A 24276-nucleotide genomic window follows, 5' to 3' on the forward strand; every position below is an offset into this window, starting at 1 on the left:
AAAGCTTTTCTGTAGATGAATTGTAGTCTAATTATTCTTAAATTGCAGTAACAAACAAATACCAAATAAAGACATGAAGTTTTTAACTAAAAGCACTTTTTTATTATTTCTATTGATGAGTAAATTTTGTTTAGCTCAAGATATGAAAGAGGGGTTTAATTATCTTGAAACTGGAAAATTTGCTAAAGCTGAAGAATTTTTTACTACAATTTTAGTGTCATATTCAGATAATAAAACAGCAAGGTTGTGCTATGCTCGGGCAGTTGGATTAAACAAACAACCAGAGAAAGCATTGTCTCTATTTGTAGATTTAAAAAAAGAATATCCAAATGATTTAGAAATTCAGTTGAATTATGCAGAAGCTTTGCTTTGGAATAATAAATTCACAGAAGCTAAAGGTTATTATTCGGTTTTAGTGGAGCAAAACCCTACTAATTTTGTTGCGCATTTAGGTTTTGCTAATACCCTTTCTAATCTCAAGCAATATGAAGAAGCTTTAGTAAATGTTAACAAAGCATTGTTACTTGATGTAGGGAACAAAGGTGCGTTAGTGTCTAGGAAATATATCAAACTAGGATTTGCAAATGATAAAGTAAAGCAAAAAAAATATGATGAAGCCGAGCAGTTTTATGATGAAATATTAATCGATTTCCCAAACGATAAAGAAACCTTGTTAAACAAGGCTAATTTGTTTTTAATCTCTAAACAAATTGAAAAAGGCAAAGAGGTTTATAGTGTTTTAGAAAAAGATAATCCAAATATTGCTTTAAATGGTTTTTCGTTACTATCGCATTTGAATGATAAAGATAAAGACGCCTTGAACTTTGCTTCGGAATCATTAGAAAAATCAAAATGGATTAGTGATACAGTAGTAATTAAGCAAACAAAGGAAAGACATGTACAGGCATTAATATGGAACAGGAAGTACACCCAAGCCGAATCTCAAATTAAATCTTTATTAGAACAATATCCAAATCAGAATTGGGTCATAGCATTATTAGCAACTTTAAATATTTATAAAAGTGATTTTAAGAAAAGTATTGCTAACTATCAAGATATATTAAAAAATGACAGTGGCTCATTTGATGGCAATTTGGGTATTGCTAATGCTTATTATGCTAGTGGCAAAATTGACAAAGCGATACAAGCAGCAGAAACTACCTTAATGATATTTGAAAATCAAAATGATGCAATTAATTTCTTAAATAAGATTAAATTAGATCATACGCCTTATGTTGAAGAAAAATTAAGTTACTCTTTTGATAACGGAGATAATAAGGCAATTGCTTCAAGAACACAAGTCGTTTTCCCTTATTCAACAAGATTAAGCTTGAATGCTACATATCAATACAGGGAAACAGAAAACACAGTTACTAAAAATTATGCGTCAACGAATGATTTTTTAGGAGGAGCTATGTATAAACTCCATCCAAAAGTTAATTTTAATTTCGAAATTGGGATTTCACAAGCTAAAGCAGTTACTAACTATTCTCAATTGTTAGTTCATTCTTTTTTTAAAATTAAACCAGCTAATCTTCAAGATTTAGAGCTTGGGTATAAAAGAGAGATTCAGAATTTTAATTCAGATTTGATTGGTAAAGAAATTGCAACTAATAATTATTATTTTAATTACAATTTAGGGACTAATATTAATTTTGGTTGGTTTACACAGTACTTTTATACTACCCAGACTGATTATAATACAAGGCATTTGCTTTTTACGTCTTTATATTATAACTTTCTTGTAAAGCCTGTTTTAAAAGGCGGATTTAATTATCAATTTATTTCTTTTAAAAACCAAGTTCCTATCGATTATTTTAGTCCAGAGAAATTTAATGCCATGGAAATTTTTATTGATTTTCTAAAAGATCAAGATGTAATTAAGGACAAAAGTTGGTTTTATAATGTAAATGCTGCCTCCGGTTTTCAGTATATTGAAGACAATGACAAACAATGGACCTATAGAGTGCAAGCAAAATTAGGGTATAAATTCTCAAGGAGGTTGTCTGCAAATTTATATGGAATTAGAAGTAATATCGCTTCTGCTACAGCTGCTGGGTTTACCTATACTGAAGTTGGGGTGCGCTTAAAATGGTATTTGTTTAAAACCCCAATTTTTAAAATTCTTTCTTCTCAATAAAATTGCGTTAATACAAGTGTGTAAATAATACTCATTTTTACACATATAGATACACAGTAATAAACAGTTGTTAATTTTATTTAAATAGTTAAAGTGTTATTTGTCAATACTTTAAATTGATTGCGTTTTTGTTAGTATTAATGGCATGATTATTACTAATAAATATATAGACAAATAGAAACAAGCTTGAACAAGCATGAAGATTTATTAATCACTACATAATGGGTGATTAGATAATTTTTTTGATAGCTAAAAAATAGTCTAAATAATAAACAAGTATTGCTAGGGAAATTTTTCATCAACTAAATTGATAGCATTGCATTAGGTAATGTTTAGTTTAAAAAACATTTTTTAACTAATTCAATAATTAATGAAAAAAGTATTCTTGAAAATGATTTAGAATTGAATAAAAATCTATTTTGAATTCAGCTGGGAATTGAATTTAGTAAAAAGTATTGTAGCTGTTGAAAACTATTGAGTTAGTTAAATAAAAAAAGTATTGGGATTAATTTTATTTATCTAATTAAAAAAGGGAGCTTTTTAGCTCTCTTTTTTTTATTTATTAAACTCGAATTATACATTAGATTTTGTTATGAGGACAATTTAGACGGGCTAGAAAAATAAATTTCTTTTTATTCAAATTGTCTAACATTTTTGGCTAATCCCTAATCTCCAACTTTTGAGATTGATTCGGTTTTGGACTTGATCCCTGAATTTGTCTAACGGAAATAGTATCAAATAAAATAAATAAACGTAACAATCATTTCGAGTATTAAACACTTTAATTGCGTGGTTGAAAAAAAAACATAAACAACTACTAATAAATTGAATAAATATTGCAATTTAATACAGCTTAACCATAAAATATCTAATGATAACAAAATATAGTTTACCCTGTTCAATTTCTTGAACAATTTGTAGTTTTAAAGACATCGGATAGTCTTTTTGCGTTCGCTTTACATAGCGATTTTCTGTAATTATTTTGCAATTTAAAAACAATAATCAATTAAAAAATGTATTTTTTAACAAAATTTAAAAAACAATAAAGCAGATAGTATAGCAGTGCCTTAAAAACAAAAAACCCTAATCAGTTATGATTAGGGTTTTCAAAAGAAAGGCGACGACATACTCTCCCACAAAATTGCAGTACCATCTGCGCTGTCGGGCTTAACTTCTCTGTTCGGAATGGGAAGAGGTGAGCCCCGACGCAATAATCACCTTAAGAGGTTTCATTGCTTTGAGCAATATTTCTAATTAATAAATATTTTTCAACATTGAATAATTAGAACAATATCTTAACATATTGAGACAAGAAAATTTATTTTTTTTAGAAAGTGACTCCCTGCACCTTGCGGTGCAGGAATACGTACATAAGCTTATGGGTTATTAGTACTACTCGACTATGACATTACTGCCTTTACATCTATAGCCTATCAACGTGGTCATCTTCCACGACCCTTAAAAGAAATCTCATCTTATGGTGGGTTTCGCGCTTATATGCTTTCAGCGCTTATCCCTTCCAAACGTAGCTACTCTGCAGTGCTCCTGGCGGAACAACAGATACACCAGAGGTTTGTCCAATTCGGTCCTCTCGTACTAGAATCAGATCCATTCAAATTTCTAACGCCCACAGTAGATAGAGACCGAACTGTCTCACGACGTTCTGAACCCAGCTCGCGTGCCACTTTAATGGGCGAACAGCCCAACCCTTGGGACCTTCTCCAGCCCCAGGATGTGACGAGCCGACATCGAGGTGCCAAACCCCCCCGTCGATATGAGCTCTTGGGGGAGATCAGCCTGTTATCCCCGGCGTACCTTTTATCCTTTGAGCGATGGCCCTTCCATACGGAACCACCGGATCACTATGCTCTACTTTCGTACCTGATCGACCTGTATGTCTCTCAGTCAAGCTCCCTTATACCATTGCACTCTACGCACGGTTACCAAGCGTGCTGAGGGAACCTTTAGAAGCCTCCGTTACTCTTTTGGAGGCGACCACCCCAGTCAAACTACCCACCAAACAATGTCCCCCACTTTTGCGGGGTTAGGCCTCAGACAAGCAAAGGGTGGTATTTCAACAATGACTCCACAACGCCTAGCGACGCCACTTCATAGTCTCCCACCTATCCTACACATCACGTGTCCAAGGTCAATATTAAGCTATAGTAAAGGTGCACAGGGTCTTTTCGTCCCACTGCGGGTAATCGGCATCTTCACCGATACTACAATTTCACCGAGCTCATGGCTGAGACAGTGTCCAGATCGTTACACCATTCGTGCAGGTCGGAACTTACCCGACAAGGAATTTCGCTACCTTAGGACCGTTATAGTTACGGCCGCCGTTTACTGGGGCTTCAATTCAATGCTTCTCCGAAGATAACATCTCCTCTTAACCTTCCAGCACCGGGCAGGTGTCAGGCCCTATACTTCATCTTACGATTTTGCAGAGCCCTGTGTTTTTGATAAACAGTCGCCTGGACCTTTTCACTGCGGCCAGCATTACTGCTGGCGACCTTTCTCCCGAAGTTACAGGTCTATTTTGCCTAATTCCTTAGCCATGAATCTCTCGAGCACCTTAGGATTCTCTCCTCAACTACCTGTGTCGGTTTACGGTACGGGTACTTATAATCTAAGTTTAGAAACTTTTCTTGGAAGCCCTTAGGCACACTATCCCTTTGTCCGAAGACGCCGAGTACTATCGTATATCACCAAAATCTACGGATTTGCCTATAGATCTTATAGCTAAATACTTCAACGAACTATTCCGTCAGTTCGCGGTGCTTTCATCACTCCGTCATTCCATCACAATTATAAGTAGTACGGGAATATTAACCCGTTGGCCATCGACTTCTCCTTTCGGATGCGCCTTAGGACCCGACTAACCCACAGCTGATTAGCATAGCTGTGGAAACCTTAGTTTTTCGGTGTGCGGGTTTCTCGCCCGCATTATCGTTACTTATGCCTACATTTTCTTTTCTAAATAGTCCAGCAATACTCACATATCACCTTCAACCCAATTTAGAATGCTCCCCTACCACTCCGTAGAGTCCATAGCTTCGGTAGTATACTTATGCCCGATTATTATCCATGCTCGTCCGCTCGACTAGTGAGCTGTTACGCACTCTTTAAATGAATGGCTGCTTCCAAGCCAACATCCTAGCTGTCTGGGCAGACAAACCGCGTTTTTTCAACTTAGTATACATTTGGGGACCTTAGCCGATGGTCTGGGTTCTTTCCCTCTCGGACATGGACCTTAGCACCCATGCCCTCACTGCTAAAAATCATTATATAGCATTCGGAGTTTGTCAGGAATTGGTAGGTGGTGAAACCCCCGCATCCAATCAGTAGCTCTACCTCTATATAACTAATTTAGCGCTGCACCTAAATGCATTTCGGGGAGTACGAGCTATTTCCGAGTTTGATTGGCCTTTCACCCCTACCCACAGGTCATCCCAAGACTTTTCAACGTCAACGGGTTCGGACCTCCACTTTGGGTTAACAAAGCTTCATCCTGCCCATGGGTAGATCACACGGTTTCGCGTCTACCATTACTGACTCAGGCGCCCTATTCAGACTCGCTTTCGCTACGGATCCATACCTGAAGTACTTATCCTTGCCAGCAACGGTAACTCGTAGGCTCATTATGCAAAAGGCACGCCGTCACCCCACGAAAGGGCTCCGACCGCTTGTAAGCGTATGGTTTCAGGATCTTTTTCACTCCGTTATTCACGGTTCTTTTCACCTTTCCCTCACGGTACTGGTTCACTATCGGTCTCTCAGGAGTATTTAGCCTTAGCGGATGGTCCCGCCAGTTTCACACAGGGTTTCACGTGCCCCGCGCTACTCAGGATACCACTATCCTTATCTTCTCTTACTTATACGGGACTATCACCCTCTTTGGTTAACCTTTCCAGGTTATTCTAATTCAATCCAAAAGAAATCTCGTGGTCCTACAACCCCAAAATTGCCGTAACAACTCTGGTTTGGGCTAATCCGCGTTCGCTCGCCACTACTTACGGAATCACTTTTGTTTTCTTCTCCTCCGCCTACTTAGATGTTTCAGTTCAGCGGGTTTGCCTCCTATCGGATACTATGTCTTCAACATAGTGGGTTGCCCCATTCGGATATCTACGGATCAATTCGTGTGTGCCAATCCCCGTAGCTTTTCGCAGCTTATCACGTCCTTCTTCGCCTCTGAGAGCCTAGGCATTCCCCATACGCCCTTATTTTGCTTATTGTACTTGTTTTATCAAGTGTTATATACTATACAACACCCGAAATTTGTGCTTTCTATTATATTTTTATTTTTTCTTTTCTCAATATGTCAATGAACGGTTTTCTAATAATTAGTCCTTAGTAATTAGTAACTAGTTTTCACTAATACTTTTCACTATTCACTATTCACTCGAATAGTGGAGAATATCGGAGTCGAACCGATGACCTCCTGCGTGCAAGGCAGGCGCTCTAGCCAGCTGAGCTAATCCCCCGTTTCTTTAGTGATCAGTTAACAGTTTTTAGTTAACACTACTTAAAACGGTTAGCAAACCTCTAGAATTTCCTCTTAAAACTTTAAAATAGTAGTCCCGGGCAGACTCGAACTGCCGACCCCTACATTATCAGTGTAGTACTCTAACCAGCTGAGCTACGAGACTCTGTTTCTTTAAGTTTTATTGTATTATTTGAACCAACAGCGAGAGTAAATGCTATATAAAACACTAATCTATATCTTTCTCTAGAAAGGAGGTGTTCCAGCCGCACCTTCCGGTACGGCTACCTTGTTACGACTTAGCCCCAGTTACTAGTTTTACCCTAGGCAGCTCCTTACGGTCACCGACTTCAGGTACCCCCAGCTTCCATGGCTTGACGGGCGGTGTGTACAAGGCCCGGGAACGTATTCACCGGATCATGGCTGATATCCGATTACTAGCGATTCCAGCTTCACGGAGTCGAGTTGCAGACTCCGATCCGAACTGAGACCGGTTTTGAAGATTCGCATCATGTCACCATGTAGCTGCTCTCTGTACCGGCCATTGTAGCACGTGTGTGGCCCAGGACGTAAGGGCCGTGATGATTTGACGTCATCCCCACCTTCCTCACGGTTTGCACCGGCAGTCTCGTTAGAGTTCCCGACTTCACTCGCTGGCAACTAACGACAGGGGTTGCGCTCGTTATAGGACTTAACCTGACACCTCACGGCACGAGCTGACGACAACCATGCAGCACCTTGAAAGACGTCCGAAGAAATTACTGTTTCCAATAACGTCGTCTTCCATTTAAGCCCTGGTAAGGTTCCTCGCGTATCATCGAATTAAACCACATGCTCCACCGCTTGTGCGGGCCCCCGTCAATTCCTTTGAGTTTCACACTTGCGTGCGTACTCCCCAGGTGGGATACTTATCACTTTCGCTTAGCCACTCAGATAAAATCCGAACAGCTAGTATCCATCGTTTACGGCGTGGACTACCAGGGTATCTAATCCTGTTCGCTACCCACGCTTTCGTCCATCAGCGTCAATCCATTAGTAGTAACCTGCCTTCGCAATTGGTATTCCATGTAATATCTAAGCATTTCACCGCTACACTACATATTCTAGTTACTTCCTAAAAATTCAAGCCCTACAGTATCAATGGCAGTTTCCTAGTTGAGCTAGGAGATTTCACCACTGACTTATAAGGCCGCCTACGGACCCTTTAAACCCAATGATTCCGGATAACGCTTGGATCCTCCGTATTACCGCGGCTGCTGGCACGGAGTTAGCCGATCCTTATTCCTACAGTACCGTCAAGCCTCTACTCGTAGAGGTGTTTCTTCCTGTATAAAAGCAGTTTACAACCCATAGGGCAGTCATCCTGCACGCGGCATGGCTGGATCAGGCTTGCGCCCATTGTCCAATATTCCTCACTGCTGCCTCCCGTAGGAGTCTGGTCCGTGTCTCAGTACCAGTGTGGGGGATCTCCCTCTCAGGACCCCTACCCATCATCGTCTTGGTAAGCCGTTACCTTACCAACTAACTAATGGGACGCATGCTCATCTTGTACCGTTGGAACTTTAATAATCAGAAGATGCCTTCCAATAATACTATGAGGTATTAATCCAAATTTCTCTGGGCTATCCCCCTGTACAAGGTAGATTGCATACGCGTTACGCACCCGTGCGCCGGTCTCAAGGAAGCAAGCTTCCTCTACCCCTCGACTTGCATGTGTTAGGCCTGCCGCTAGCGTTCATCCTGAGCCAGGATCAAACTCTTCATCGTATATTTTTTATATTGTACGATAAAAACTAGTGTATTTAATTCGCCTCTACTCTCTTATTTTTATAATTTAAATCACTCTAAATTATGCTGTCAATTCAATATGTCTATGAACGTGTCTTTCGTATTTTAAACCTCTAACTCCAAAACTTGCGTCTCTGTGTTAGCGGCTGCAAAACTACAACCTTCTTTTTAATCTCACAAGATTTATTTGATATTTTTTTTATCTTAAATCTCACTCAATATGTATCTGAACTTCGCTTGTTTTGCGGGGTGCAAAGATAATTAGTTTTTTAATTCCGACAAGCTTTTTTTTGAAAATATTTTTTTTCTTTTCTTAAAAACCCAAAACTCTCGTTTTATCTTCATTAATCTACCAAAGAACCTCTGCGGTAATGCGGATGCAAAAGTAGTCACTTTTTAGTAGTTTCCTAATGTTTTTGAAACTATTTTTAAATATATTTTTTAGCACTTTAATTTTCAATTACTTACAATAAAAACTTTTTTACTTGTCAATTAAATACTACTATTACCATATTAAGTTATGACATTTTTTATTAATCAAAACGAATTGCTTTTACAGGAGAAATTTTAGTTATAATATAGGATGGAATTATCAAGACAAGAACACAAACACATACTGTACCTAAATTCAATAACAAAATATAAAAAATATTAATATCAACTGGAGCTTGACTTACATAATAATTCTCAGGATCCAATTTTATTACTCCAAAATATTTCTGAATTAACAAAAGTGATATCGCAATAAAATTACCCCATATTAAACCTCTTGTAATAATATGAAAAGCATTATATAAAAAAACCTTCCTTACTAACCAATTATTTGCACCAATAGCTTTTAAAACACCAACCATTTGAGTGCGCTCCAGAATTAAAACAAGCAATGCAACTGTCATGTTAATAGTAGAAACTATTATCATCACTATTAGTATTACTAAAATATTAAAATCGAAGAGTTTTAACCACTCAAATATACTGTAATATTTTTCTTTTATTGTTACACAATTATATATAGGAGGGATTTCTTTATTAATTTCCCTTCCTTGTTGTTCAATTTTTGAAAAATCATTTAAAAAAACCTCAAAAGAACCAACTTCATTGTTTTGCCACTTATTAATGTGTTGAATATGTTTTATATCTCCTAAAACAAAATTAGCATCGAACTCTTCAAACCCTGAGTTAAATATTCCAACTAACTTAAAACTTCTTAGATTATAACCTTTATTGCCTTCCTTCACAAAATAGGTTCTACAAATATCATTTAACTTTAGGCTTAACCTATTTGCAAGATATTGCGACATTATAACTTCATCAGTCCTCTTTTTACTCATTGAAGGCAACACCCCTTCTACTAAGTATTCTTTAATGCTTTCCCAATTATAATCTTCACCCACACCTTTAAAAAGAACACCCTCAACAGTCTCTTCTGTACGAATCATTGCAGCTTTCATTGCAACAGCTTGTATGTGTTTAATCCCCTCTACACTTTCAAATTTTGGATAAAAATTTTGCTCAGTAGAAATAGGCTTAACACTCACTTGAGATTGATTGTCATCATGATTTGTAATTATCACATGACCATTAAATGATGAAATCTTATCTCTTATCTTATTTTGCAAACCAATTCCTGTGGCTATAGAAATAATCATCATTATTATACTAATTGCAATTGCAATAATCGCTATTTTTATAATTGGTGAAGAAACACTACTTTTATGGCTCTTAGCCGATATTAATCTTTTGGCTATAAAATATTCTAAATTCAAATTATTTATGCTTAATAAATTTATGTTCAAAAATACGTTTTTATTTTTTGTGGTAGTTATCTTTTCTTGCGGAAATTCAATAAAGAATAATGGAAGTTCAAAAGAAAAAGAGACAACAAATAATAGAGAGAAAGAATCTTTTGAGCTTTCAAAAAAAATTTTAAATAAAAATGACATAAAAACGGGTGCAGATAATTATATTGAATATTTGCCTTTATTAAAAAACAAAAAAATAGGAGTTATTACTAACCAATCAGGGATATTATCTAATAGCAATCATTTAGTTGATTTTCTTTTATCTAAAAACATTAATGTAAAAACAATATTTGCCCCTGAACATGGCTTTAGAGGCACAGCAGATGCAGGTGAGGTTATAAAAGACGGAAAAGATACCAAAACAAGCTTACCAATTATTTCATTATATGGAAATAACAAAAAACCAAAAAAAGAACAATTAGCAGGTCTTGACATTTTAGTTTTTGACCTACAAGATGTTGGCGCTCGTTTTTATACTTATATTTCATCTTTACATTACATAATGGAGGCTTGTGCTGAAAACAACATCTCTCTTATTATTTTAGACAGACCAAACCCAAACGGGAATATCATTGATGGCCCTGTACTTGAAGAAATTCATCACAGTTTTGTTGGCATGCACAAAATTCCTGTATTACACGGCATGACAATTGGTGAATATGCAAAAATGATAAATGGTGAAAAGTGGCTAAAGAATGGTATTCAATGTACTATTAAAATTGTAAAATGCATAAACTATACTCATGATATGTTTTATGATTTACCTGTAAAGCCATCACCTAATTTACCAAATGCACAAGCAATTAATCTGTATGCAAGTTTGTGTTTTTTTGAAGGAACAAATGTAAGTGTAGGCAGAGGAACCGAGAAGCAATTTCAAATTTATGGTTCGCCAAATTTACCAAAAAGTAATTTTAGTTTTACACCAAAACCAAACGAAGGTGCAAAGGATCCTTTATACAATGGGAAACTATGTTATGGCGAGGATTTAAGTCAAACTCCTAAAGTAAAACAACTGGAATTAAAGTGGTTGATAAAAGCCTATAATGAAACCAGTGATAAGACCAAGTTTTTCAATTCTTTTTTTACTAAACTTGCGGGAACAACAAAACTACAGGAACAAATTGAAAAAGGACTTTCTGAAAAAGAAATAAGAGACTCTTGGAAAAATGAGCTAGACAATTTTAAAACTATGAGAGCAAAATACCTTATATACCAATAAAAAACAAATCATTACTAGAAAGGTATTTTCTCTTTCATTTTCTCCACAATATTATAAGCCGCAGGACATATGGCGATATTCTTTAATGTTAAGCTGGAGATTTGTTGAAATTTTTTTCTATCAGTATGAGGAAATTCTCGACATGCTTTTGGCCTAACATCATATATAAAACATTTATTATCATTATCTAAGAAAACACAAGGTACACTTTGCAATACATAATCGTTATCTTCGTCAATTCTAAGAAACTGCTCTATGAATTGTTGAGGCTTCTGTCTTAAACTTTTAGAAATTCGCTCAATATCTGCTGTAGTAAACAATGGGCCTGTCGTTTTACAACAATTTGCACATTCTAAGCAATCTGTCTTTTTAAACTCTGCATCGTGCAAATCTTGCATGATGTAGTCTAAATTTTTTGGTGTACGTTTTTTTAACTTATCGAAATATTTTTTGTTTTCGTTATGCTTATCTTTGGCAAGTTTTCCGAGTTCGTTTAAATTTGGCTTTAGCATTTTCTATAATTTCTTTTGCAAAGTTAAACAACTTGAAACGTGTAACCCTAAACTTTAGATAAAAAGTAATGAAAGATCTCTTCGGAAAAGCCATTTTGGATTACCAAACCAATAATAAGCCAGAAAACATAATCACAGAGACAACAATTAGTGAAGCTGATGAAATGAGCGTTTCTTATTTGTTTAGAGACTATTCTTCCATGCCTAAACTAGAAAAAAAAGCCTTACAACTTTCAAAAGGTGATGTATTAGATATTGGTTGCGGAGCTGGAAGTCATTCTTTATATCTCAAAAACAAAAAAAAACTAAACGTTTTTGCTATTGATATTTCGGAAAACGCTATTTCTGCTTGTAAATTAAGAGGCTTAAACAATGTTACTGTTGAAAATATTTTAAATTATTCTCCTAATAAAAAATTTGACACCATTCTATTACTAATGAATGGCACTGGTATTTTTGAAAGATTAAATAAAATTAGCACCTACCTCCAAAAACTTAAAAACCTTTTAAATGATGAGGGACAAATATTAATCGATTCTTCAGATATAATTTATATGTTTGACCAAGATGAAGATGGCGCTTATGAAATCCCAGCTAATGGTTATTATGGTGAGTTGCGCTTTGACATTTCTTATAAAGGCGAAAAAGAAATTCCTTTTGACTGGTTATATTTAGATTATAACACATTACAAAATGCCGCACATGCTAATGGTTTCCAGTGTGAATTAATCCTTGAAGGAGATCATTTTGATTATTTGGCCAGATTAACTCATTTATAATTTGAAATTAGCTATTAAAATAATCCCAAACTATAAATATGTTCCTTAATTTTAAATCTACAATTCAATCAAATTGGTTGTTTCAATGATATCTTGTATTGCTTTGTACAAAATATCTAAATCTTCTTGCGAATTATAGACATTCATAGAATATCTTATATAAATGTTATCATTCAAGGGCATTACAGGTATTTGAATTTGATATTTATCATATAATAAATTCTTTAATTCCAAAGGATATTTTGTTCTAACTGGAATACTTGCCATTTGACCTAAAAAATCAGAATGAATGGGGCAAATAGGCTTTGTATTTAACAAATTACAAAAGCGTTGATAATTAGCAATCACTATCTGTTTACATTCTTGCGATTTTTGTTTCCAATTATTTACTTCTAAAAATTCAATTACTTTAGGAGTGCACAAATAAGCCGAATAATCATTTGTCCCTTGTAATTCATGATAATCTAAAAATTGTGTTTCTCCTGCAACAACAGGTTCATAACCCCAACTTACAACCAAAGGAGCTAAATCATTTTGAAGTTTTTCTTTAACATATAAAAATGAACACCCCTTTGGTGCTAACATCCATTTATGTAAAGTTCCTGTATAATAATCCGGGTTTAACTCTTGAATATCTAAATCAATATGTCCTGGAACATGAGCACCATCAATAATTGTTATTAATCCTAATTCCTTTGCTTTGTCGCAAATTTCTTTTACTGGAAAAATCAAAGCTGTAGCACTCGATATTTGATTTAAAAAAATCACTTTTGTTTTACTGGTATATCCTTTCCAAAACTCATCAAGGATTTGCTCCTTAGATATTATTGGCAATGATATTTCTTGCCTTATGTATTTCGTCCCATTTTTTTTGCAACAGAAATTCCAAGTTCTATCCATTGCTCCATATTCATGATTAGTAGTTAAAATTTCATCACCAGCTTGTAACTTTAAACTTCTCATTATGACATTTGCCGCAAATGTAGGATTTGGTGTAAAGAACAAATCTTGTGCTTTACATCCAACATGAACAGACAAACTTTCACGAGCAATCTTTAAATACCCTTTTAATTTATTTTGAACAAAGAATACAGGATCATTTTCTAATTCTAATTGAAATCTTTGATATTCTTCAAAAATAGCTTTTGGACAAGCTCCAAAAGAACCATGATTCAAAAAGGTAATAGCTGGGTTAAGATAAAACTCTGACTTCATAAAAGATATATTTTATGTAAAAATAAAAATCTCAGAACAATAATGTCTGAGATCTTTAAATAAATTATTTCTTAAAAAATTCTATTGCATATATTTCATCATAATACCTTGCAATTCTAAACCCCATTCTTGACCAGCTGCCATATTTTTTTTAACCAATTCTGCTGCATTATCTCCCATTTTTTTTCCAACTGGAGAATTGTAAAACTTCAACATTTCTTTTACTTCCGCATGAGTATAGGTCTCCATATAAATCTTAGCCATTTTATCATACAAGGAAGGTAAAGAGGCATCAAATTCTTTCGAGAAATCGGCTCTTTTTGTTTCAGGGATACTTTGCATAACTTGTTCTTTTGCTAACTCCATTTGAGCACCAGAACCCGAAGCTTTTAAAACTTTTAAAACATCCTCTTTAAACGCATCTTGTGCTATCCCTAATTGAGCAATAAACAGTATTACTACTGTACAAAACATTTTTTTCATATTAAATTTAATTTATAGTTTTTAAGGTATATTCAAATATTTGTGTGTTTGCAAAGAAATCCTCCATTTAGGATTATTCATCACATAATCAATAATTAAAGGAGTCATTTCTTCTTTTTTACTCCATTCTGGCTGTAAAAATAAAATAGCATTTTTATTTACTTTAGCCGCTTGTTCTTCTGCAAATTGAAAATCATGCTTATTATAGATTATTACCTTCAATTCATCTGCAATATCATAGGCACCTTGAACTGGTAATTTCATTTTCTTTGGAGATAAACAAAACCAATCCCAAGATCCCGTAACAGGATAAGCTCCTGAAGTCTCGATATGAACCTTCATTCCATTCGCTTTAAGCTTAGAAGTAATTAAAGACATATCCCAAGTTAGTGGTTCTCCTCCAGTTACAACAACAGTTTCTGCATATTTTTTTGCATTTGCAACAATTATGTCTGTAGCTGTAGGAGGATGCAAATCAGCGTTCCAACTTTCTTTCACATCACACCAATGACAACCCACATCGCAACCACCAATTCTTATAAAATATGCAGCAGTTCCTGTATGATAACCTTCCCCTTGAATTGTATAAAACTCCTCCATTAAAGGCAACATTTCCCCTTTTTCTACTGCTAATTGTATTTCTTTCTGTAACATTTCTAATTAAAATAGTTTGCAAAGATACAATTTGAAGTCAGAAGTTAGACGTTAGAAGTCAGAAATTTAGAGTAACACTAAATTGATGCTTAAAGTAAACTTGAATTTACGATTGGTTCTTGAAATTGTTATTGATATTGATTACTTTTGAATTTAAATATTACTAAAGATGAGCAAAACAGAAGATTTCAGTAAACATATAACAGAAGGATACACTTGTAAAGGAGATTTTATTACGCTCGGTGGTGCAATACTAGAAGGACAACCCGTAGAAAACACTCACGTAAATATACCTCTAAAAACTTTAAATCGTCACGGATTAATTGCTGGAGCAACGGGTACTGGAAAAACAAAAACTATACAAGTTTTGTCGGAACAATTATCGCAAAATGGGATTCCTGTATTAATGATGGACATTAAAGGCGATTTTTCTGGCATTGCTGTTCCTGGAGAAGAGAAACCATTTATAACAGACAGACATGCTAAAATTACTCTTCCATATGAAACAAAAGGATTTCCTGTCGAATTAATGACCATTTCTGAACAAAATGGGGTTCGTTTGCGCGCAACAGTCTCAGAATTTGGCCCTGTTTTATTTTCTAGAATTTTAGATCTTAATGACACACAATCTGGTGTTGTTTCTGTTGTTTTTAAATATTGTGATGATAACAATATTCCTCTTCTTGATTTAAAAGATTTCAAAAAAGTATTACAATATGCTACTGAAGAAGGTAAAGATGAATTTACTGAAAAATATGGAAGAATATCCACCGCATCAACTGGTTCAATTTTAAGAAAAACGATAGAACTTGAGCAGCAAGGTGCGGAATTATTTTTTGGAGAGAAATCTTTTGAAATTGATGATTTAATGCGCATTGATGAAAACGGAAATGGTTATATCAATATCATCCGTTTAACCGATATTCAAGACAGACCTAAACTTTTTTCTACATTCATGTTAAGTTTACTAGCTGAAATTTACAACACGATGCCAGAACAAGGCGATGCTGGAAGACCAGAACTAGTTATTTTTATTGATGAAGCTCATTTGATATTTGACCAAGCTAGCAAAGCATTACAAGATCAAATTGAATCTATTGTAAAATTAATTCGCTCTAAGGGAATTGGAGTTTATTTCATTACACAAAACCCAATGGATGTTCCAAGTAGTGTTTTAGCACAATTGGGATTAAAAATACAACATGCATTACGTGCTTTTACGGCTAATGATAGAAAAGCAATTAAAGAAACTGCTCAAAACTATCCTATCTCTGACTACTACAAAACAGATGAAGTATTGACTTCTCTTGGAATTGGGGAAGCATTTGTGACTGCTTTAAACGAAAAAGGAATTCCAACTCCTTTAGCAGCAACGATGTTGAGAGCTCCAATGAGCAGAATGGATATTTTAACAGAAACAGAAATAAACAACTCTATTGCTAAATCTAAATTAGCCAAAAAATATAATGAAGTTATTGATAGAGAAAGTGCTTATGAAATTTTAAATAAGAAAATTGAAGAAGCGCAAAAAATAGCCGCTAAAGAAGAGGCCAAAAAAGAGGAAGAGAAAGAAAACAAAAAAAGTAGCTCATCCAGAGGTAGTTCTACATCCAATACGATTACAAAAGGAGTTGTAAAAGTATTAACAAGTGCTACTTTTATTAGAGGTGCTATGGGTGTTTTAATGAAAATGTTTAAGAAATAACCCGCTATTAAAAAAATAAAAAAATGCAAAGAGTTAAATTTATTGAATTAGGTTTTAAAAAAAACTTTGACACATTAATAGCCTGCATTGGAATTTTATGTTTGGTTATAGGGGTAACAAGTTTATTCCTATTTCCTTCAAGCAGATTATCAGGTCTGTCTGGATTTTCTGCTGCGTTGATTATGTTTCCTCAATTTAAAAGTTTTTTCTACAAAAGACACATCGTTTGGAATAAAATGGGTGGAAACATAAAGATTAACACCAAGAGTAAACGCTTTCTTTTTTCAGACCTAGAAAATGTAATTTTTACAAATGAAAAATTAGTTCTCAATTACAAAAACAAATCGCAAATGAATTTTTCGCTAAGCAATATTCATAAAGATGACATTCATAAATTAAAAGAAATATTCAACAACAAACAACTGAAGTAGATTTTGAATGCTTCGCCCCTTGCAATGACATCACAATGAAAAAATACTTTATACAAAAAACTCCATTTGTTGTTCCAACGACAGATGGGAAATTAATTGAAGAACATCACGGCATTCCAGCTACTGGAAATGCAGCCATTTCAATCGCACATATGATTGCTCCTCCAAAATGGAGTGAACCCTTTCAAACACCAGAATTTGAAGAATATACCTATATTATTTCTGGCAAGAAGCAGTTTATCATTGAAGGAGAAACTATAATTTTGGAAGCTGGACAATCCATAAAAATTGAAGCAAATACTAGGGTACAATATTCAAACCCTTTTGACTTACCATGCGAATATATAGCAATATGCAAACCCGCTTTTGATTTTACCAAAGTACATCGTGAGAAGTTTTAGTTATCTTTTTTTGTTGTTGGTTCTATGTTAGTAGGTTGAAAAGTTGATTTTTTTAATTACTCCTTCTTCATATCCTTCAGCAATCCAAAAGCAAAATAAGCCACAATTCCGCCTCCCAAAACAATGCAAAACCACATAAACAATTGGGTTTGCCAAAATGGTTTCTCAGTTAATTGTATTTCTTTTTTTTCTACTTTTTTAAAATTGGTTATCGTTGCTTTTGGTATTCCTAGACTAAAACTTTGAACAAAATTAGCTAAATCATAAGATGGTTTTGAATAAGCAGAATCAATAACCACTTCATAATTTCCATTGGCTTTTAATTTTGAAACAATGATAATTGGCTTCTGAAATAATTGAATATCATTGATTGCTAAAGGCTGATTATCTTTATTCTCAATTTCTATAATAAACTTTTTTTCATTCAAATGATCAATGTCGAAGATTGAACTGTTTTTAGAATTAAGCTGAAAAGTTGAAATCACTTCTTCATATTTCTCTATCCTTTTCCTAATCTTTCGTTCTTTATTGACAATTAATTTTGCATCACGAGCATACAAATCTGTATTTATATCAAAGGAAATCGCATCAATCTGATGTTTTTTATCCGCAGAAAATACAATTTGAGTTACTTTTTTTTCATTATCTACAATAATATAATACCTAAACGTTTTTAACGCAATAAGTTCTTCTGGCAAAAGTTGATTTTCATAGATTCCAATATCTTGCACATCTATTGGAAGCGTTTTTTTATCATTAAAATCGATTCGCAAATAATTGTAATTATTAGCTGGAAAATAAACGTTTTTTTCTAGAGTAGTCCCTTGTTGAGACACTAAACCAGACAAGGTTTGATTGGCTACAAGACCAAACCAAGCTATAGTATCATTGCTTCCACTTATAGAATAATTTTTAGTCAAGGTAGTATTTCCAATACTCAAACAGAATTGATTGATTTTATTTCCTGTTTCATTTTGAATTATTATGGATGTGATAGAATCTTTAATGCTTTTTTTTGAAACTATTTTAAACACATTATAATGTTTTAATTTTCGATTAAAATCATAAATCACATAAGGTACTTCTTTTTTGTTTCTATCAAATATTCTAAAATAATCAATATTTTCATTCGCTGCTGCTCGAACTTCTGGTGAAAGTTGAATTTGGTGCAAACCCTCTCCCTTAATATTCTTAATTTCACCTTTATAATTTTGGGCAAACCCAAATAAAAAATTAAACATTAAAAATAAACTACTATACTTCTTCATCTGAACTTGATTTTGGAGTTTCATCAACAACTAATTTTTTTATTTTTTGGTAAACAAACGAGATGATTAAAATTAGAACCCCTAAAAGTATAAAAGCAATAATTTTACCCGTTTCGGAAACATTTTTAATATCGTAGATAAATAATTTTAAAATGGTTATTCCTAATAATGAAAGTGCAATTATTCTTAAGTTTTTCCATTGTTTTTTAATTCCGATAATTAAGAATACAAAAGAAAAAATCCCCCAAAGTATTGGGTAACCAATTTTAATAATTTGACGTTTAACAGTGTCCAATTTTAACGCTATAAACGTTTCTTTTTTATATTGAATTGTATTATCATTTACTGTCTTTGGGAATTTCTCACTCAATTCTGCCAAACTACTATTCGTTGTAGAAAATGACAAACCATGAATCATAATTTCATTACTCAATACATATACAATTGCAAAAACAAATAACCAAGGAACAAATTTGTTTTTTAGAACCTCAATTTTAGGCTCAACAGCTACTCTTTTAAATAGATTATACCCAAGATAAATTAAACATATTAAGACAATATAATGAAAATAAAACGCATAATTAGTATTTGTATTATGCGCTAAATTTTGAATTATTTCGCGATTAGGTAGCCTATAAAAAGACAAGATATAGACTCCGATTGATAAAACAGCAACAGTTGATACAGCAAGTATTAGTAATTCGTGTTTTTTCTTGGTAACAATGAACAATAACAAAGCTACAAACACAAAATGATAGACAACAACAAAAGATTCTGCTGAAGCTGCATTTGCAATTAACTGATAGACTTGATATTGAATTTCTAAAAACCCTAATGCATATGTTAATAAAACAGCACCAACAAGAACAATCTGTTTGTAATGCTTTACACCTAAACCTTCCATTGCATCGTTTTCTTTTTTCAATAAAATATATGTTAAATAAAACGACACACAAACTACGAATCCTGAAATAAACAATGGATTAATAATAATTGACAAAGTTTCATTTGGCAAACTATACTTTGTCCAGTCTAATAATAGACTAATAAAAGTGAGTATTTGTACAACTATTGCGGCTAACTTAAAATGGTTGATCTTAGATTTTTGAGATAACCAGAATAATAAAACTGCTTCTGCTGCCCAAAATATTGTGATTTGATTTCCTTCAAACTGAATTGGAATTGTTAGCGTTACAAAAGTTAGCGCAAGTCCTATTAATAAATAGATGGCGTTTTTATCTAATCCGAATTTTTTATATAAAATTATTGCATAGATTACATTATAGAAAGCCAACAACAAGGTAAACAACCCTTTAAATTCTATTCCCCAATTATGGATTATTCCCATTCCCATTCCAAAGAAAAAGAATGTATTCGCAACAAGAATAAAATATTCAATAATTGAAAAAGTCCCTTTATTTCTAATGTTATTCAACACAATTATTACACTAAAAATGAAATAGAATATAGTAGCAAAAGCAATTGCTCCTACATGAGGCAATTTGTTATCATACAACTCTTTCCCATACCAAGAAGCAAACAATATTGAAGTGAATAAAAAAGCTAAAACAGTAACAACTTTCCATTTTTTAAAATAGGCTATTCCGAGTATCCCCAAATTTAAAATTGCAATATATGTAAACAAAACCAGATAGTTGCCTGATCCTGTACTTACCATAAAAGGAACTGCAAAACCACCAATGAGCGATAAAACAGCTAATTCTTGTCGATTATAAGACACTGAAACCAATGTGCTAAAAGCAGTAATGGCAACCATTATAACAAAAGCAACTGTTTGACTAAACAAATGATAATCGTGAAAAGCAATAGAGATAGTAAAATAGAATATACTTATTGCTCCTGCAACTAGCACTGAGCTAAAAGCAGCATAATTCTTTTTTAGTTTATGAGCAATTGTCATTACTAATGAACCACACAAAATTCCTATTCCAACTCGAGCTGACTCATTAATCCATTCTTTATCAATAGCAAATTTCACAAAGAAACTTATCCCAAGAACAAGAATAAGAATACCAATTTTATTGATAAGGTTTTCTCCAATAAACTTCTCTAAATCAGGATTTTTTTCTTTAAATGTTTCAAACCACGATTTTTGAGGAACTGCAACTGGTCTTGGTCTTACAGGTTTTTCAACAATTGGTCTTTGCCCAATTGAAGCAACAACCTCAATGGGTTTGTCTGCAATGGGTTTTATTATCTCTGGTTGTATCTTTTCAACCTTAGGAATCGGGATTTCTTCACTTGGTTTTTCTACAATAATTGGTTTAACAGGTTTAACAACCTCTTTTTCTACAACTTCATTCCTCTGATGCTGAATAGTATTCCGAGCTATTTCATCTTGAATACCACGTAATTTATCATTCAAACTAGATACAGTCTTCTGTAGGTCTTTAAACTTTATATTTATATTGTTATTTACAATATACAAATACAAAATAACACCAATTAGCAAAATAGTCTCCATAGAAATATCCATTTAAGTAACCTCAAATGTAGCTTTTTATTTCTTCCTATTGAAACTTTATCAATCTATTCTCTTAATAATTGTAGGATTCTTTGCTCAATTGGTTCGGTTTCCCAAATTTCTTCAATGCTTTCCATCGCTAAAATCTCTTGCATTATAGCATCTTGTTTGTCACCTATAGCCAATGCTTCGGAATAAGGTTGATGACTGAATGTTACTCTACTATAGAGAGGAATCCATCTTTCTGGATGTTTTTCGGAAAACCATTTTTCAATTTTCTTTTGTAGTAAAAACTTAGCGTCTGCTGTTTTTGTACTCATTTCTATAAAGTTGCGATAGGATAATTCTGCAATCGCATCTGTATTTGGTTTTCGTGAATTTTGATATTCATTAAAAATAGTTTCCCAATCGTCACCATATTTTTCCATTAGTTCGTTTAGGACTGTAATATCTTCAAAACCTGCATTCATACCATGTCCGTAGAAAGGTACAATTGCATGACAAGCATCTCCAATTAAAGCTACTTTATCATTATGTGTCCAAGGGAAACATTTCATTGTGACTAAGTAACTCTTTGGGTTTTTAAAAAAATCTTCAACCAAATTAGGAATTACTTCTTTTGTTGAAGGAAAGTATTTAGCAAAGAAATCAACAAGCTTTTCTTTTGTGTCTAATTGTTCAAAAGAGTTTTCGCCTTTAAACGGCATGAATAATGTGCATGTAAAACTTCCGTCAAGATTTGGAAGCGCAATAAGCATAAAGTTACCTCTAGGCCAAATGTGTAGAGAACTTTTATCTAATTTATGTGTTCCGTCTGCATTGGCAGGTATATTTAATTCTTTATACCCAATTTCAAGAAAGTCTTGAGAATAATTAAACATACTTTGTCTTTGCATTCTATGACGTACTCTTGAGAAAGCACCGTCAGAACCAAAAATCATATCATATTTATAGGCTGTCCATTCGCCATGTTCTTCTTTACCAATATGCAATGTTGCATCTCCAAGAGTAACATCCCAAACTTTGTGTTCAAAGAAAAATTCTACACCTTTTTCTTCAGCCAAGTCAATCATTTTACGATTTAAAACACCTCGTGATAAAGAATAAATAGATTCGCCTTCTTTTCCATATTTCTGATAATTTAGCGATTGATCCATTAAATGAATAGCTCTTTTATCCATCGGAAGACCAATTTTTCTAATCTCTTGATCCACTCCAATAATTTCCAAGGCTTTCCATCCTCTATTTGACATTGCCAAATTGATACTTCTTCCAGAAAATTGTATTTTTCTAATATCTGGACTTCTGTCATAGACATGAACAATGTGCCCGGCCTTTTTTAGATATATGGCCAACAAAGAACCTACTAATCCTGCTCCAACTACGGCAATCTTTTTTTGGTTTTGCATGAAAAAACGCTATAAATATTGAAATACAAAAATACTAATTAATAAAACTTAACCCTAGAGAAACATACATTTTTATGTTTTAATCATAACATAACATTAAAAACCTTGAATTAACCTCTCAATATCTTCTATTTCAATTGGCATATCAATTGATAAATTAATGCATCCGTTTTTAGTAATTAGATAATCATTTTCCAATCTACAACCAATTCCTTCCTTTCTAATATAGATTCCAGGTTCGCAAGTGAGTATCATTCCTTCTTCAAAAGGTCGAGAGTATAACCCAACATCATGCACGTCTAGTCCCAAATAATGAGCTGTTCCATGCATAAAGTATTTTTTATAGGCTGGAAAATCTGGGTTTTGTTTCTTTATTTCCTCTTCAGTAATTAAACCTAACTGGATTAATTCAAACTCAACAAATTCAGCCATTTTCGCCTCATAATCTTTCGGCAAAAGTCCTGGTTTAAACAATTGCTCTCCTTTTTTAAGACAATTTAAAACCGACTGATACACCGCGCTTTGTCGTTCCGAAAATTTGCCATTTACGGGCACACATCTTGTTGTATCTGAATTATAATTAGCATAACAAACTCCAAAATCTACAAGAACCATTTCGCCATCTTTACAAACCTCTTTATTAAAATTATAATGCAAAGCACATGCGTTTTTCCCAGAAGCTACAATGGGTTTAAATGCATGACGAGTTCCTCCTCCTTTTACCATTTCATAAGTAAGTTCTGCTTCTAGCTCATATTCTTTTACATTTGGTTTTATAGCTTTCAACAAACCTTTAAAGCCTTTGACACTTATTGCAATTGCTTCTTGAATCAACTTAATCTCTTCTGCTGATTTTACTGGTCTTAGTTCACGGGTAATTTTAGCGACTCTATCATACTGATGTAGTGGGTATTTTTGTTTGCACCAAGCAATCATTCTATCTTGACGCGTTTCGATCTCTGAAGTTACTCTTTTAATATGTTCATTGTGTCCTAAATAAAACACATCTGATTCGAAAGCAAATAACTGGATTGTTTTTTCAAACTCATGTATCCATTTTACATTTCTGATTCCTGAAATTTCAACCACTTCTTCTTTGGTTAAGAAATCCCCTTCCCATATTTTGGAATACTCACTTACCTCTTTAACAAATAAAATCGCTCTATTTTCTTTTTTTGTTGCATTAGGAAACAAAACTAAAATTGTTTCATCTTGGTCTATTCCAGACAAATAGAACAAATCATTATTTTGAGCAAATCCCATAACATCGTCTGCATTATTGGGCATTACATCATTTGATGTTATAATAGCCATACTATTGGATTGCATTTTCTCGCAAAACCTTTTTCTGTTTTCTACAAATAATGAATTTGGAATCTTATTATATCTCATAATTATGTTGTGTTTCAGTTGTCGCAAATTTAGTTTTTTAGGATTTACTATCGAGTAATTATTCTTTGTTTTACAAAATTGTTCGTCTTTGTTATAATTATTTA

15 protein-coding genes, 2 tRNA genes and 3 rRNA genes are annotated in these 24276 nt (G+C 33.6%); 6 read left to right on the forward strand and 14 right to left on the reverse strand.

The features are described 5' to 3' along the window. Positions 1-115: 115 nt before the first annotated feature. Positions 116-2140, forward strand: coding sequence for a tetratricopeptide repeat protein (locus ACZ49Z_RS04505; protein WP_464307002.1), 2025 nt, complete (start codon positions 116-118; stop codon positions 2138-2140). 1112 nt (positions 2141-3252) lie between these two features. Here ACZ49Z_RS04505 and rrf read toward each other — a convergent pair. From rrf to ACZ49Z_RS04535, 6 genes are all read right to left on the reverse strand, one after another. Beyond that, a 5S ribosomal RNA gene (gene rrf / locus ACZ49Z_RS04510) occupies positions 3253-3362 on the reverse strand. 144 nt (positions 3363-3506) lie between these two features. Beyond that, positions 3507-6378 (reverse strand): 23S ribosomal RNA (locus tag ACZ49Z_RS04515). Between the two features lie 175 nt (positions 6379-6553). Next, positions 6554-6627: transfer RNA gene (locus ACZ49Z_RS04520), tRNA-Ala, on the reverse strand. 91 nt (positions 6628-6718) lie between these two features. Then, positions 6719-6792, reverse strand: a tRNA-Ile gene (locus ACZ49Z_RS04525). Between the two features lie 84 nt (positions 6793-6876). Further along, positions 6877-8393, reverse strand: a 16S ribosomal RNA gene (locus tag ACZ49Z_RS04530). Together the 16S, 23S and 5S rRNA genes with 2 tRNA genes alongside form the textbook arrangement of a ribosomal RNA operon. 554 nt (positions 8394-8947) lie before the next feature. Continuing rightward, on the reverse strand, positions 8948-10180 hold the full coding sequence (locus ACZ49Z_RS04535; protein ID WP_464308044.1) for an ABC transporter permease: 1233 nt from the start codon (positions 10178-10180) through the stop codon (positions 8948-8950). Between the two features lie 22 nt (positions 10181-10202). Between ACZ49Z_RS04535 and ACZ49Z_RS04540 the strand changes: the two genes are divergently transcribed. Next, a complete protein-coding gene (locus ACZ49Z_RS04540; protein ID WP_464307003.1) occupies positions 10203-11438 on the forward strand; it encodes an exo-beta-N-acetylmuramidase NamZ family protein in 1236 nt (411 codons plus the stop codon). A gap of 14 nt (positions 11439-11452) precedes the next feature. Here ACZ49Z_RS04540 and ACZ49Z_RS04545 read toward each other — a convergent pair whose 3' ends face one another. Then, complete coding sequence (locus tag ACZ49Z_RS04545) at positions 11453-11950, reverse strand: YkgJ family cysteine cluster protein (RefSeq protein ID WP_464307004.1); 498 nt, start codon at positions 11948-11950, stop codon at positions 11453-11455. A 68-nt stretch (positions 11951-12018) separates the two neighbouring features. Between ACZ49Z_RS04545 and ACZ49Z_RS04550 the strand changes: the two genes are divergently transcribed. Next, positions 12019-12729, forward strand: coding sequence for an SAM-dependent methyltransferase (locus ACZ49Z_RS04550; protein ID WP_464307005.1), 711 nt, complete (start codon positions 12019-12021; stop codon positions 12727-12729). Between the two features lie 57 nt (positions 12730-12786). Here the strand turns inward: ACZ49Z_RS04550 and ACZ49Z_RS04555 are convergent, their stop codons facing one another. The 3 genes from ACZ49Z_RS04555 to ACZ49Z_RS04565 all read right to left on the reverse strand — a co-directional run bounded on the left by ACZ49Z_RS04555 (position 12787) and on the right by ACZ49Z_RS04565 (position 15081). Continuing rightward, on the reverse strand, positions 12787-13944 hold the full coding sequence (locus ACZ49Z_RS04555) for an aminotransferase class V-fold PLP-dependent enzyme (protein WP_464307006.1): 1158 nt from the start codon (positions 13942-13944) through the stop codon (positions 12787-12789). Between the two features lie 81 nt (positions 13945-14025). Next, the gene (locus tag ACZ49Z_RS04560) at positions 14026-14427 is read right to left on the reverse strand and encodes a DUF2059 domain-containing protein (RefSeq protein ID WP_464307007.1); all 402 of its coding nucleotides are present in this window, start codon (positions 14425-14427) and stop codon (positions 14026-14028) included. Between the two features lie 21 nt (positions 14428-14448). Then, entirely contained in the window at positions 14449-15081 is a 633-nt protein-coding gene (locus ACZ49Z_RS04565) for a 7-carboxy-7-deazaguanine synthase QueE (protein ID WP_464307008.1), read from the reverse strand. A 169-nt stretch (positions 15082-15250) separates the two neighbouring features. Here ACZ49Z_RS04565 and ACZ49Z_RS04570 point away from each other — a divergent pair, with 169 nt between their 5' ends. From ACZ49Z_RS04570 to ACZ49Z_RS04580, 3 genes are read left to right on the forward strand one after another with little or no spacing between them, the layout of a single operon-like run. Continuing rightward, positions 15251-16786: a helicase HerA-like domain-containing protein gene (locus ACZ49Z_RS04570; RefSeq protein ID WP_464307009.1), complete on the forward strand. Its 1536-nt coding sequence runs from the start codon at positions 15251-15253 to the stop codon at positions 16784-16786. A 23-nt stretch (positions 16787-16809) separates the two neighbouring features. Continuing rightward, positions 16810-17217, forward strand: a complete 408-nt coding sequence (locus ACZ49Z_RS04575) for a hypothetical protein (RefSeq protein WP_464307010.1) — start codon at positions 16810-16812, stop codon at positions 17215-17217. Positions 17218-17252: 35 nt separating this feature from the next. After that, entirely contained in the window at positions 17253-17618 is a 366-nt protein-coding gene (locus ACZ49Z_RS04580) for a cupin domain-containing protein (RefSeq protein WP_464307011.1), read from the forward strand. 56 nt (positions 17619-17674) lie between these two features. Here ACZ49Z_RS04580 and ACZ49Z_RS04585 read toward each other — a convergent pair whose 3' ends face one another. The 4 genes from ACZ49Z_RS04585 to ACZ49Z_RS04600 form a co-directional block, all read right to left on the reverse strand. Further along, positions 17675-18886 carry a hypothetical protein gene (locus ACZ49Z_RS04585; RefSeq protein ID WP_464307012.1) on the reverse strand — a complete coding sequence of 404 codons (1212 nt, stop codon included), beginning with the start codon at positions 18884-18886 and terminating at the stop codon, positions 17675-17677. Next, positions 18873-21371 carry a DUF2339 domain-containing protein gene (locus ACZ49Z_RS04590; protein ID WP_464307013.1) on the reverse strand — a complete coding sequence of 833 codons (2499 nt, stop codon included), beginning with the start codon at positions 21369-21371 and terminating at the stop codon, positions 18873-18875. The genes ACZ49Z_RS04585 and ACZ49Z_RS04590 overlap by 14 nt, the downstream gene beginning before the upstream one ends. A 65-nt stretch (positions 21372-21436) precedes the next feature. Then, positions 21437-22780: an FAD-dependent oxidoreductase gene (locus tag ACZ49Z_RS04595; protein ID WP_464307014.1), complete on the reverse strand. Its 1344-nt coding sequence runs from the start codon at positions 22778-22780 to the stop codon at positions 21437-21439. Between the two features lie 96 nt (positions 22781-22876). Then, complete coding sequence (locus ACZ49Z_RS04600; RefSeq protein WP_464307015.1) at positions 22877-24172, reverse strand: aminopeptidase P N-terminal domain-containing protein; 1296 nt, start codon at positions 24170-24172, stop codon at positions 22877-22879. Positions 24173-24276 lie beyond the last annotated feature (104 nt).

It is taken from the genome of Flavobacterium sp. KY-23415 (assembly GCF_055384985.1).